The sequence below is a fragment of the Curtobacterium sp. BH-2-1-1 genome (genome assembly GCF_001806325.1).
Lineage (GTDB): Bacteria > Actinomycetota > Actinomycetes > Actinomycetales > Microbacteriaceae > Curtobacterium.
The window spans coordinates 3,298,708-3,310,917 of sequence record NZ_CP017580.1; the positions used below are offsets into that span (position 1 = coordinate 3,298,708).

A 12,210-nucleotide genomic window follows, 5' to 3' on the forward strand; every position below is an offset into this window, starting at 1 on the left:
CGATGGCCGGGCACCGCATCTTCGGCACGCCGTTCGCGGCGGTGTACCCGCACTACCTCGCGAAGGTGGAGCGCAAGGGGCACACCAAGGCCGAGCTCGACGCGGTGATCGAGTGGCTCACGGGGTTCGACGACGCCGCGCTCGAGAAGCACCTCGCCGATGAGAGCACGTTCGAGGACTTCTTCGCGGCCGCGCACCTCCATCCGAACGCACCGCTCATCACCGGCGTGATCTGCGGCGTCCGGATCGAGGAACTCGACGACCCGCTCATGCGGCAGATCCGGTACCTGGACAAGCTCGTCGACGAGGTCGCGAATGGCCGTCCGATGTCGAAGGTGCTCCGGACCGCGTGAACACCGTGGCGGGCGGTCCGGACGCCGGCACTCTGCGTGCCTTCGGCGTGGGCGACCAGCGGCTCGAACGGCTCGCGGGCGGGCGCGGGCTGACCTGGCGCGCCGGCGACGTCGTCCTCCGACCGCACGACGGCGCGACGGTGACGGACTGGCGGGCGGGCGTCCTCGCCGAGCTGGCGCACACCTCGACGTTCCGCACACCTCGACCCGTCCGAGCAGTCGACGGCCCCTGGCGCGCCGGCGCGTGGGAGGCGTGGGAGTGGCTACCCGGCCGCGCCGACGAGACCCGGGTCGCCGACGTCATCCGCGTCGGGAACGCCTTCCACCGAGCGATCGCACACCTCGATCGCCCCGCGTTCCTCGCCCCGTCCGCGCCGTGCCCCGCCGACGCGTGGGGCCGCGCCGACCGGATGGCCTGGGGAGCAGCGCGCCTGCCGGACGACTCCACGCTCGACCGCCTCGCCGCAGCCTTCCGGCCCGTCCGAGCGCCGTCACAGCTCGTCCACGGCGATCTGCTCGGCAACGTCCTCTTCGCCGATGCCGCCGTCCCCGCCGTCCCCGCCGTCATCGACTGGCCGCCGTCCTGGCGACCCGCCGGGTTCGGCGCGGCCGTCGCCGCGGTGGACGCGGTGTGCTGGCACGGCGTCCCGGTCACGCAGCTCGGCGCCCTCGGTGCCGACGTCGCGGAGTGGGACCAACTGCTGGTCCGCGCGCTCGCGTTCCGCATCGCGACGCTCCACCTGCTCGGCGCCTGGGACGCGGCAGCCGCCGCCCGACACCGCCCCGTCGTCGACGCGCTGGCCTGACGACGCGGGCCGCGGGCCTCGTCACCGCGGGCCAGGAGGCGCGGTGCCGGTCCGCCACCGACCTCCCGTCCGCGCTCGGTAGGCTTGACCACCTGATGATGCAGCGAATCGACCTCCGTGGCGGCCTCCCCGCCCGTGCCGAACTCCTCCGACTCATGCCGCGCGCCGCCGGTGACGTCTCGCACGCGGTGGACGCCGCCCGCGAGCTCGTCGACGCCGTCCGCGAGCACGGGGCGTCGGCGCTGTACGACCAGGCCGAACGGTTCGACGGGGGAGCGCCCGAGCACGTGCGGGTCCCGGCTGCCGAGATCGCCGCGGCCGTCGCCGGCCTCACGCCCGAGCTCCGGGAAGCGCTCGACGAGGCCATCCGCCGGGTCCGGGCAGCGAGTGCGGCGCAGGTGCCCGCCGCGTCCGTGACCACCCTGGCCGACGGCGCCGAGGTGCACCAGCGCTGGCAGCCGATGCGCCGCGTGGGCCTCTACGTGCCCGGTGGCAAGGCGGTGTACCCGTCGAGCGTCGTCATGAACGTCGTCCCCGCCCAGGTCGCCGGAGTGCGGTCGATCGCGCTCGTGTCGCCCCCGCAGCGCGACCACGGGGGAGCGGTGCACCCGACGATCCTCGCGGCCGCCGGCCTGCTCGGCATCGACGAGGTCTACGCCATGGGCGGCGCCGGAGCCGTCGGTGCACTGGCGTACGGCGTCCCGTCGATCGGCCTCGAGCCCGTCGACCTCGTCACGGGCCCCGGCAACAACTACGTCGCAGCGGCCAAGCGCCTCGTGCGCGGTGTCGTCGGCATCGACGCCGAGGCCGGCGCGACGGAGATCCTCGTGATCGCCGACGACACCGCGGACCCCGGGTACGTGGCCGCCGACCTCATCAGCCAGGCCGAGCACGACGAGCAGGCCGGCAGCGTGCTGGTGACGACGTCGGCGGCGTTCGCCGACGCGGTGGAGGCGGCCATCCCGGAACGTGCTGCGCGTGTCGGGACCGCGTCGCGCCTCCAGGTCGCCCTGGACGGACCGCAGTCCGCGATCGTGCTCGTGGACTCGCTCGCCGACGCGGCGACCGTGAGCAACGCCTACGGACCGGAGCACCTCGAGATCCAGACCGTCGACGACGACGCGGTCCTCGCTGACATCGACGCCGCGGGCGCCGTGTTCGTCGGGCCGAGCACGCCGGTCAGCCTCGGCGACTACCTGGCCGGGTCCAACCACGTGCTGCCGACCGGCGGGCAGGCGCGCTTCGGCTCCGGACTGTCCGCGTCGACGTTCCTCCGCCCGCAGCAGGTCATCCGCTACTCGCCCGAGGCCCTCGCCGAGGTCGCGCCGCACATCGTCGCCCTCGCGACCGAGGAGCAGCTCCCCGCGCACGGCGCCGCCGTGACGGAGCGCACGAACCGGTAGCCTGGGGTCGACATGTTCTGCCCCTTCTGCCGCCACCCGGACTCCCGCGTCGTCGACTCCCGGACGAGCGACGACGGAACCTCCATCCGTCGCCGTCGTCAGTGCCCGAACTGCGGCCGCCGTTTCTCGACCACCGAGACCGCTTCGCTCAACGTGGTGAAGCGCAACGGGGTGACCGAGCCGTTCAGCCGCGACAAGATCGTGTCCGGCGTGCGCAAGGCCTGCCAGGGACGCCCGGTGACCGACGGCGACCTGGCGATCCTCGCGCAGCGCGTCGAGGAGACCGTGCGGTCCTCGGGGTCGAGCCAGATCGACGCGAACGACATCGGGCTCGCGATCCTCGCGCCGCTCCGCGAACTCGACGAGGTCGCGTACCTCCGGTTCGCGAGCGTCTACCAGGCCTTCGACTCGCTCGAGGACTTCGAGGACGCCATCGGCCAGCTCCGCCGCGACCACCACGGCGCGGCCGACCCGGTCGCCGGTTCGTCCCCGGCCGGGGCCGGCGCGTGAGCGGCATCGCGGAACGGATCGTCCGCGGCGGGTACTCCGTCGTGTTCCGCTCGGTGTTCGCCAACATGGACCCCGAGCGCGCGCACCACATCGCGTTCGCGGTGATCAAGTGGCTGCCGCACCTGCCCGTCGTCGGACGACTCGTCGAGCGCTACTCGCGGCCCTCCGCCGCCGACGGCGTGACGACCATGGGGATCCACTTCCCGTCCCGCTTCGGCCTGGCCGCCGGGTTCGACAAGGACGCCCGGGGGATCGCCGGACTCGGTGTCCTCGGGTTCGGGCACGTCGAGGTCGGCACCATCACCGCCAAGCCGCAGCCCGGCAACGAGCGCCCGCGGCTCTTCCGGCTCATCCCCGACCGCGCCCTCATCAACCGCATGGGCTTCAACAACCACGGTGCCGCCGCAGCAGCACGTCGGTTGGAGCGTGCCCGCCGCAACCCCGGACGACCCGTCATCGGCGTGAACATCGGCAAGAGCCGGGTCGTCGCCGTCGAGGACGCCGTCGACGACTACCTCGAGTCGACGCGCAGGCTCGCGCCGTTCGCGGACTACCTCGCGGTCAACGTCAGCTCGCCGAACACGCCTGGGCTGCGCGGTCTGCAGGAGCTCGACCAGCTCCGCCCGCTGCTCACTGCCGTGCGCGACGCCGCCGGCAAGGTGCCCGTGCTGGTGAAGATCGCGCCGGATCTCACCGACGAGCAGATCGACGCGATCGCCGGACTGGCCGTCTCCCTCGGGTTGGCCGGCGTCATCGCGAACAACACCACGATCTCCCGCTCGGGACTCCGCACGCCGGCGGCGGACGTCGAGGCGATGGGTGCCGGGGGACTGTCCGGCGCACCGGTCGCGGCTCGGTCGCTCGAGGTCCTGCGGCGGGTCCGGGCCGCGGTGCCGTCGGACTTCTGCGTGATCGCGGTCGGCGGCGTCACGACCGAGCAGGACGTGCAGGACCGCATCGACGCCGGGGCGACCCTGGTGCAGGGCTACACGGCGTTCCTCTACGAGGGGCCGACCTGGGCGACGCGGATCAACCGGCTCCGGCGGCGGCGGTTGGGGCGCGCGGCGCGCTGACGTCGCGTGCGCGTCGCCGAGCGGGCGAAATACGTCACGCTCGACGCGTCGTGGCGGTGCGTTCTGCCCGCTCGGCGAGTCGTACGCGGCGAGTCGTGACCGGTCGGGGTCGCGGGTCTGGGGCCGGGTCTGCGTGTCCGTCGTCGGGTCCGGGTGTCCGTCGTCGAGGTCGCACGACACGCCGCGTGTGCTGTGGCGAGGTCGCGCAATGCGCCGTCGCGCGCGCCGCGGAGCGGCACTTCCCGCGACCTCGCCGATGCGTACCGGGTGGATCGCATGGCCGCGTCGAGCACCTGACGGAGGGGAGGCGCGGGTCGGGGCCGCACCGCGCCTCCCGTCCGGTGGGCGGTCGGCGCGTGCCCCGGCAGGTGGCCGGCAGGCCGGCGAGTGGGCGGAATGTGCCGTCCGGCGCCCGCGAGCGTGACGGATACTGCCCGCTCGGCGGGGGCCGGCGGGGGCCGGCGGGTCCGGCGGGGCCGGCGGGGGCGGCGGGGCCGGCGGGGGCCGCGCGCCGGGAACGACGCAGCGCCGCCCGGCGGACCGGACGGCGCTGCGATGGGGAGCGATCAGACGGTGGGGTACTGCCCGCGCTTGACCTGCGGCTTCGGCAGGCGCAGGAAGCGCAGCTGCCACGCCCGCGTGAGGATGTAGAGGAACGTCCCGCGCTGCATCGAGCCGAACTTGGCCGTCAGCTTCTTGCGGAACGACAGCCAGAGCACGATGCAGTCGAGCACGAAGAGCGCCACGAACGCCCACACGAGCAGCAGCGAGTACGACGCGATCACGGTCTGCGACGCGGCAAACCCGACGATGAGGAACAGCACGAGCACCGGCATCATGATCTCGCCGACGTTCCAGCGGGCGTCGATCCAGTCGCGCACGAACTTGCGCTGCTCGCCCTTGTCCTTCGCGGGGAGGTAGCGCTCCTCGCCGTTGGCCATGCCGACGCGGGCCTTCTCGCGCTCGTTCGTGAGCCGGGCACGAGCCGCCTTCTTGTCCTCGGCGGAGCCGCCGACGATGGGACGGCGGTTCGCCGCCTCGCGCTCGCGACGGGTCGGCGTCGGACGGCCCTTCCCCTGTTCGAGGAGCTCGGCCTCGGACGGGTTGACGGTCGTGTTGGTCTTGGGGGCTGCCTTCGCCACGATGCGTTCCTGACTGCGGTCTGCGTGCTGGATCGTCCTCTAGATTACGGGACATGACCGACACCGACCAGCACGCCGCCGCCACCGACCCCGCACTCCTCGACGCCCTCCGCGAACACGTGCAGGGATCGCTGCCCTCGACGATCGCCGACCTGTCCGACCTGGTGCGGATCCCGTCGGTGTCGTGGTCGGCGTACGACGAGTCGAACGTGCTCGCGAGCGCCCGTGCCGTGGCGGACCTGGCCCGGAGCACCGGCGTCTTCGCGGACGACCAGGTCGAGATCATCCGGTCGGCGATCAGTGACGACGACCCGCACGAGCTCGGTCAGCCCGCGGTCCTCGCGGTCCGCCCGGCCCGCAACGGCAAGCCGACCGTGATGCTCTACGCCCACCACGACGTCCAGCCGCAGGGCGACGACGCGCTCTGGGAGACCCCGCCGTTCGAGCCGACGCTGCGTGGCGACCGCCTGTACGGCCGCGGTGCCTCGGACGACAAGGCCGGCGTGATGACCCACATCGCGTCGCTCCGGGCGCTGCACGCGCAGTTCGGGGACGACCTGGAGCTCGGCGTCGTCCTGTTCATCGAGGGCGAGGAGGAGTTCGGCTCGCGGTCGTTCCGCACGTTCCTCCGCGAGCAGCAGGAGCACCTCGCCGCCGACGTCATCGTCGTCGCGGACAGCGACAACTGGTCGACCGAGGTCCCGTCGATCACCGTCTCCCTGCGCGGCAACGTCACCTTCAAGCTGACCCTGACGACCCTCGAGCACGCGAGCCACAGCGGCATGTTCGGGGGAGCGGCGCCGGACGCCATGATCCCGATGGTCCGTCTGCTCGCCTCGCTGCACGACGACGACGGCGCCGTCGCGGTCGAGGGCCTCTCCTCGTACGACGCCGACGTGCCCGAGCGCACCGAGGAGCAGCTCGCCGCCGACGCGGCACTGCTCCCGGGGGTCCGTCCGGTCGGCCGTGGCGACGTGCTCTCGCGGATGTGGTTCCAGCCGTCGATCACCGTGACGGGCATGGACGTACCGAGCGTCGCGAACGCGTCGAACACCCTGCTGCCGACGGTCTCCGCCCGGGTCTCGGTGCGGGTCGCGCCGGGACAGGCCGCGACGGACGCGTACGCCGCGGTCGAGCGGCACCTGCGGGCGCACGTGCCGTTCGGCGCCCGGATGGAGATCAGCGAGCCGGACGCCGGAGACGGGTTCCTCGTGGACACCGCCGGGTGGGCGGTCCAGGAAGCGCGGACCGCGATGGCCGAGGGCTGGGGCGAGTCGCCCGTCGAGCAGGGCATCGGCGGCTCGATCCCGTTCGTCTCGGACCTCGCCGCCCAGTTCCCGGAGGCGCAGATCCTCGTGACCGGCGTCGAGGACCCGGACACCCGCGCGCACAGCCCGAACGAGTCGCAGCACCTCGGCGTCCTGCACCGCGCCATCGCATCGGAGACGATCCTGCTCGCGCGTCTCGCGACTCGCGGCTGACGGTGCTTACAATCGGTCCAAGCGCGGTGAACGACACCGCACGGAGGGAGACGCGCGGATGAGCGACACCATCACCGACCACGCACCGACGACCGAGGCGCCGTCGCACGGCGTCCTGCTCAGCGACGCGGCCGCGGCGAAGGTGGCGAGCCTCCTCGAACAGGAAGGCCGCGACGACCTCCGCCTGCGCCTCGCCGTCCAGCCCGGCGGGTGCTCCGGCCTGATCTACCAGCTCTACTTCGACGAGCGCCTGCTCGACGGCGACTCCACGGCCGAGTTCGGCGACGGCGTCGAGGTCGTCGTCGACAAGATGAGCGTCCCGTACCTCGACGGCGCCTCGATCGACTTCGAGGACACCATCCAGAAGCAGGGCTTCACGATCGACAACCCCAACGCGCAGGGCAGCTGCGCGTGCGGTGACAGCTTCCACTGATCTCCGTCGACCCGACACGAGCGGGGAGTGACCGACACGGTCGCTCCCCGCTCGTTCGTTCCCGGGCGTGGCATCCCGCACGACCAGGGAAAACCCGCCCGGACGGAGTGCGGATCGCGGCCCGAGGTGTGTCGCGTGTGCGCGAGCGGTCCCGAGCTGCGAGTAAGCTAGGAGTGTTCCAACCAAGCTGGGAGCGAGCCATGCGCGACCTTCGCGTCGCGGCCTGCTCCGGTTTCACGTTCTTCCGAGAGGTAACAGTGCGTTCGAATCGCCGTATACGTTGGGCGGCCGTCCCGGTGGCCGTCGGTCTGGTCATCGCACTGGCTGGTTGCACGCAGCAGCAGCTGAACGGATGGCTCCCCGGCACGGAGGAGACGAAGGACGTCACCAACCACACGAGCCGTATCGTCGGCCTGTGGACCACCAGCTGGGTCGTGCTGCTCGCGGTCGGTCTGATCGTGTGGGGCCTCATCATCTGGGCAGCGATCGTCTACCGCCGCCGCAAGGGCCAGACCGGCCTGCCGGTGCAGATGCGCTACAACATGCCGCTCGAGATCTTCTACACGATCGTGCCGCTGATCCTCGTGCTCGGCTTCTTCGCCTTCACCGCCAAGGACCAGGCCGCGATCGAGCAGCCGTTCAAGAACGCCGACGCGACGATCCACGTCTACGGCAAGCGCTGGGCGTGGGACTTCAACTACATCAACGAGGACGACAAGTCCAAGAGCGTCTACTACCAGGGCATCCAGGCCCAGGAAGAAGAGAACGCCAACGGCGCGATCGACGAGTCGCAGCTCCCGACCCTCTACCTGCCCAAGGGCAAGAAGGTCCACATCGAGCTCTCGTCCCGCGACGTCGACCACTCGTTCTGGATCATCGACTTCCTCTACAAGAAGGACATGCTCCCGGGCAAGACGAACGACGAGTACTTCATCCCGCAGAAGCTCGGTACCTACCAGGGCAAGTGCGCGGAGCTGTGCGGTGAGTACCACTCGCTCATGCTCTTCCAGGTGAAGGTCGTCACCCCGGCCGAGTACCAGAAGTACCTCGACTCGCTCGAGGAGCAGGGCAAGGTCGGTCTGCTCGGCAACGAGTACAACACCAACACGAACGAACCCAACGACAAGACGCCCGTCACGGCGTCGAGCGACAACAAGTAGGGGCTCCGTCAGATGACCACGTCACTCGTCGGCCAGCCGGCTGCAGGGACCACGACACTGGACTTCCAGGCGTCGAAGGTCGGCCGGAAGGGCAACATCATCGTCCGGTGGATCACCTCCACGGACCACAAGACCATCGGGTACATGTACCTGATCGCCTCGTTCATCTTCTTCCTGCTCGCGGGTGTGATGGCGCTCGTCATCCGTGCCCAGCTCTTCGAGCCCGGCCTGCACGTGGTCGCGACGAAGGAGCAGTACAACCAGCTCTTCACGATGCACGGCACGATCATGCTGCTGATGTTCGCGACCCCGCTCTTCTCGGGCTTCGCGAACGCGATCATGCCGCTGCAGATCGGTGCGCCGGACGTCGCCTTCCCGCGTCTGAACGGGTTCGCCTTCTGGCTCTACCTGTTCGGCTCGCTCATCGCCGTCGGCGGCTTCCTCACCCCGCAGGGCGCCGCGTCGTTCGGGTGGTTCGCCTACGCGCCACTGAGTGACACGACGTTCACACCAGGGCTCGGCGGCACCCTCTGGGTCTTCGGCCTCGGCATGACCGGCTTCTCGACGATCCTCGGTGCGGTGAACTTCATCACCACGATCATCACGATGCGTGCCCCGGGTCTGACCATGTTCCGCATGTCGATCTTCACGTGGAATACCCTCGTGACCGCGCTGCTCGTGCTGATGGCCTTCCCGGTCCTCGCCGCCGCGCTGTTCGGCCTCGGTCTCGACCGCGTGTTCGACGCGCAGATCTTCAACCCGGCGAACGGCGGAGCCCTGCTCTGGCAGCACCTCTTCTGGTTCTTCGGCCACCCCGAGGTGTACATCATCGCGCTGCCGTTCTTCGGCATCGTCTCCGAGGTCTTCCCGGTGTTCAGCCGCAAGCCGATCTTCGGGTACAAGACCCTCGTCTACGCGACCATCGCCATCGCGGCCCTCTCGGTCACTGTGTGGGCGCACCACATGTACGTCACCGGTGGCGTCCTGCTCCCGTGGTTCTCGCTCATGACGATGCTCATCGCGGTCCCGACCGGCGTGAAGATCTTCAACTGGGTCGGCACGATGTGGCGCGGTTCGGTCACGTTCGAGACGCCACTGCTCTGGGCCGTCGGCTTCCTCATCACCTTCACGTTCGGTGGTCTCACCGGTGTGATCCTGGCGTCGCCGCCGCTCGACTTCCACGTGTCCGACTCGTACTTCGTCGTCGCGCACTTCCACTACGTGGTCTTCGGAACCGTCGTGTTCGCGATGTTCTCCGGCTTCTACTTCTGGTGGCCGAAGTGGACGGGCAAGATGCTCAACGAGCGCCTCGGCAAGATCCACTTCTGGCTCCTGTTCATCGGCTTCCACACGACGTTCCTCATCCAGCACTGGCTGGGCGTCATCGGCATGCCGCGTCGTTACGCGACCTACCTGCCGAACGACGGGTTCACCTGGATGAACCAGCTGTCGACGATCGGCTCGATGATCCTCGCGATCTCGTTCCTGCCGTTCATCTTCAACGTCTACGTGACCGCCCGGAACGCGCCGAAGGTCGCCGTGAACGACCCGTGGGGCTACGGCCGCTCGCTCGAGTGGGCGACCAGCTGCCCGCCGCCGCGGCACAACTTCACGTCGATCCCGCGCATCCGTTCGGAGTCGCCGGCGTTCGACCTCAACCACCCCGAAGCGGGTGTGCCGATCGGTGTGGGTCCGGCCAAGGACGCCCCCGACGCTCCGACCTACGACGCCGCGAAGGGCGAGGTGAAGTAAGGCGATGCGCGCCAACACCAACCTGTTCTGGATCCTCTTCGGGTTCTTCATCCTCGCGGACGCCGCGTACACCATCTGGTCGCTGCTCTACTACGGTCACCCGGAGTGGGTCGGCACGGTGGCCATCGGCCTCACCGGGATCATGTCCGCGTTCATCGCGTTCTACCTCGGCAAGGTCATGTCCTCCCAGGGCGGTGTCCTCCCCGAGGACCGCCCCGACGCCAACATCGAGGACGGCGACGCCGAGCTCGGGCACTTCAGCCCGTGGTCGTGGTGGCCCATCCTGCTCGCGGGTGCCACGGCGCTCTGCTTCCTCGGTGTCGCAGCCGGGCTGTGGATCGTCCCGATCGGGCTCGCCTGCGTGGCGATCACCCTCGTCGGCTGGGTCTACGAGTACTACCGCGGCAACTTCGGTCACTGACCTGGACCTCCAGCGCACCTGACTTCGGGCGGCACCACACCGGTGCCGCCCGAAGTGCGTCCAGCACCACACCGGAACCGCAGCACGACCTCCGGAACGCAGGCACACCAACGAACCTGCTCGTCCGGGAATCAACCGGTCCGCCCACGCCTTGGCCTCAAGCGGACCACCCCCACCACAGCGAAAGGAGTCACCTCCGGTGACCGACAAGCGCACTCTCATCATCTTCGGCGCGACGGGCGACCTCGCCTCCCGCCTGCTGCTGCCGGGCCTTGGCACGTTCCTGCAGAGCGGTCGAGCGGTGCCCGTCCAGCTCATCGGCACGGGCCGCAGCGCCCGCAGCGAGGAGCAGTGGAAGGACGTCGTCACGAAGTCCTTCGCGTCGCAGGACGTGAAGGGCCCGGAGGTCGACGCCACCCTCGCGTCGACGCAGTTCATCCAGGGTGACCCGACCGACCCCGAGCACCTCAAGGCGCTCTTCGCCGCGGCCGACGCCGACGCCGAGCCGATCCTCTACTTCGCGTTGCCGCCGCAGATCGCCTCCGACATCTGCGAGGCGCTCCAGCAGGTCGAGCTGCCCGAGGGCACGACCCTCGCGTTCGAGAAGCCCTTCGGTACGGACGTCGCCAGCGCGAAGGCCCTCAACGAGACGGTCCTCAAGCTCGTCCCCGAGGAGCGCGTGCACCGCACCGACCACTTCCTCGGTCGCACCACGGTCCTGAACATCATCGGTCTGCGCTTCGCGAACCGCCTGTTCGAGCCGATCTGGAACGCCGACAACATCGAGAAGGTCGACATCTTCTACGACGAGACCCTCGGTCTCGAGAACCGCGCCCAGTACTACGACGAGGCCGGCGCGATGGTCGACATGATCCAGTCGCACCTGCTGCAGATCCTCGGCATCGTGACGATGGACGCCCCCGCGGACATCGACGCGGTCGAGTTCCGCTCGTCCCTGGCCCGGGTGCTCCGTTCGACCGAGCTCAAGGGCGGCGACCCGAAGATCGCGTCGCGTCGTGCGGTCTACACGGCCGGCACCATCGACGGCAAGGAGCTGCCCTCGTACCAGGACGAGGACGGCGTCGACAAGTCGCGCGGCACCGAGACGCTCGCCGAGATCTCGGTCGAGGTGGACACCGCCCGCTGGAAGGGCGTGCCGTTCACGCTCCGTTCCGGCAAGGCACTCGGCAACAGCCGCAAGGAGGTGCTGATCACCTTCAAGCCCGTGACGCGCCTGCCCTCCGGCCTGTCCGGTCGGCCGAAGACGGACACGCTCCGCATCGTGCTCAACCCCGACGAGATCGAGCTGACGGTGTCGGCCAACGGCGGCGGCAACCCGTTCGAGATGGGCCAGGTCACCCTGTCGTCCTCCTTCGCGGACGGTGAGCTCACCCCCTACGGCGAGGTCCTCAACGGGATCTTCCACGACGACCCGCTGCTCTCGATCCGCGGTGACGTGGCCGAGCGCTGCTGGGAGATCGTCGAGCCGGTCGTCGACGCCTGGAAGGCGGACGAGGTCCCGCTCGAGGAGTACCGCGCGGGGTCGCGCGGTCCGGCGGACTGGGAGTCCTCGTCCTGACGGACGCGACGGTGACGCCCTGATCGGGCGGTGACGACGGACGGGAGGCACGGTGCCAGCTGGCACCGTGCCTCCCGTCCGTCTGCGGTCACGACCA

Annotated in this window: 12 protein-coding genes; 11 read left to right on the top strand and 1 reads right to left on the bottom strand. The window is 70.1% G+C overall.

The window, feature by feature from the left end; translation table 11 throughout:
* The first annotated feature begins 2 nt into the window (after nt 1-2).
* From BJK06_RS15635 to BJK06_RS15655, 5 genes are all read left to right on the top strand, one after another.
* The gene (locus tag BJK06_RS15635) at nt 3-353 is read left to right on the top strand and encodes a DUF2200 domain-containing protein (protein WP_070418660.1); all 351 of its coding nucleotides are present in this window, start codon (nt 3-5) and stop codon (nt 351-353) included.
* Nucleotides 350-1,159 (top strand): phosphotransferase, encoded by an 810-nt coding sequence (locus BJK06_RS15640; RefSeq protein WP_156794887.1) that lies wholly within the window; start codon nt 350-352, stop codon nt 1,157-1,159. Before BJK06_RS15635 ends, BJK06_RS15640 begins: the two co-directional genes overlap by 4 nt.
* A 95-nt stretch (nt 1,160-1,254) precedes the next feature.
* The gene (hisD, locus tag BJK06_RS15645; RefSeq protein WP_083295318.1) at nt 1,255-2,562 is read left to right on the top strand and encodes a histidinol dehydrogenase; all 1,308 of its coding nucleotides are present in this window, start codon (nt 1,255-1,257) and stop codon (nt 2,560-2,562) included.
* A 12-nt stretch (nt 2,563-2,574) separates the two neighbouring features.
* Nucleotides 2,575-3,072 (top strand): transcriptional regulator NrdR, encoded by a 498-nt coding sequence (gene nrdR, locus BJK06_RS15650; RefSeq protein ID WP_070418661.1) that lies wholly within the window; start codon nt 2,575-2,577, stop codon nt 3,070-3,072.
* A complete protein-coding gene (locus BJK06_RS15655) occupies nt 3,069-4,145 on the top strand; it encodes a quinone-dependent dihydroorotate dehydrogenase (protein ID WP_083295319.1) in 1,077 nt (358 codons plus the stop codon). The genes nrdR and BJK06_RS15655 overlap by 4 nt, the downstream gene beginning before the upstream one ends.
* A 566-nt stretch (nt 4,146-4,711) precedes the next feature.
* Here the strand turns inward: BJK06_RS15655 and BJK06_RS15660 are convergent.
* Complete coding sequence (locus BJK06_RS15660) at nt 4,712-5,287, bottom strand: DUF3043 domain-containing protein (RefSeq protein ID WP_070418662.1); 576 nt, start codon at nt 5,285-5,287, stop codon at nt 4,712-4,714.
* Nucleotides 5,288-5,340: 53 nt separating this feature from the next.
* Here BJK06_RS15660 and BJK06_RS15665 point away from each other — a divergent pair, with 53 nt between their 5' ends.
* From BJK06_RS15665 to BJK06_RS15690, 6 genes are all read left to right on the top strand, one after another.
* Complete coding sequence (locus tag BJK06_RS15665) at nt 5,341-6,768, top strand: dipeptidase (protein ID WP_070418663.1); 1,428 nt, start codon at nt 5,341-5,343, stop codon at nt 6,766-6,768.
* 58 nt (nt 6,769-6,826) lie between these two features.
* On the top strand, nt 6,827-7,201 hold the full coding sequence (locus tag BJK06_RS15670; protein ID WP_156794889.1) for an iron-sulfur cluster assembly accessory protein: 375 nt from the start codon (nt 6,827-6,829) through the stop codon (nt 7,199-7,201).
* Between the two features lie 257 nt (nt 7,202-7,458).
* Nucleotides 7,459-8,361 carry a cytochrome c oxidase subunit II gene (coxB, locus tag BJK06_RS15675; RefSeq protein ID WP_070418664.1) on the top strand — a complete coding sequence of 301 codons (903 nt, stop codon included), beginning with the start codon at nt 7,459-7,461 and terminating at the stop codon, nt 8,359-8,361.
* A 12-nt stretch (nt 8,362-8,373) separates the two neighbouring features.
* On the top strand, nt 8,374-10,113 hold the full coding sequence (gene ctaD / locus BJK06_RS15680; RefSeq protein WP_070418665.1) for a cytochrome c oxidase subunit I: 1,740 nt from the start codon (nt 8,374-8,376) through the stop codon (nt 10,111-10,113).
* A gap of 4 nt (nt 10,114-10,117) precedes the next feature.
* Nucleotides 10,118-10,534, top strand: coding sequence for a cytochrome c oxidase subunit 4 (locus tag BJK06_RS15685; RefSeq protein WP_070418666.1), 417 nt, complete (start codon nt 10,118-10,120; stop codon nt 10,532-10,534).
* 199 nt (nt 10,535-10,733) lie between these two features.
* Nucleotides 10,734-12,113 carry a glucose-6-phosphate dehydrogenase gene (locus BJK06_RS15690; RefSeq protein WP_070418667.1) on the top strand — a complete coding sequence of 460 codons (1,380 nt, stop codon included), beginning with the start codon at nt 10,734-10,736 and terminating at the stop codon, nt 12,111-12,113.
* Nucleotides 12,114-12,210 lie beyond the last annotated feature (97 nt).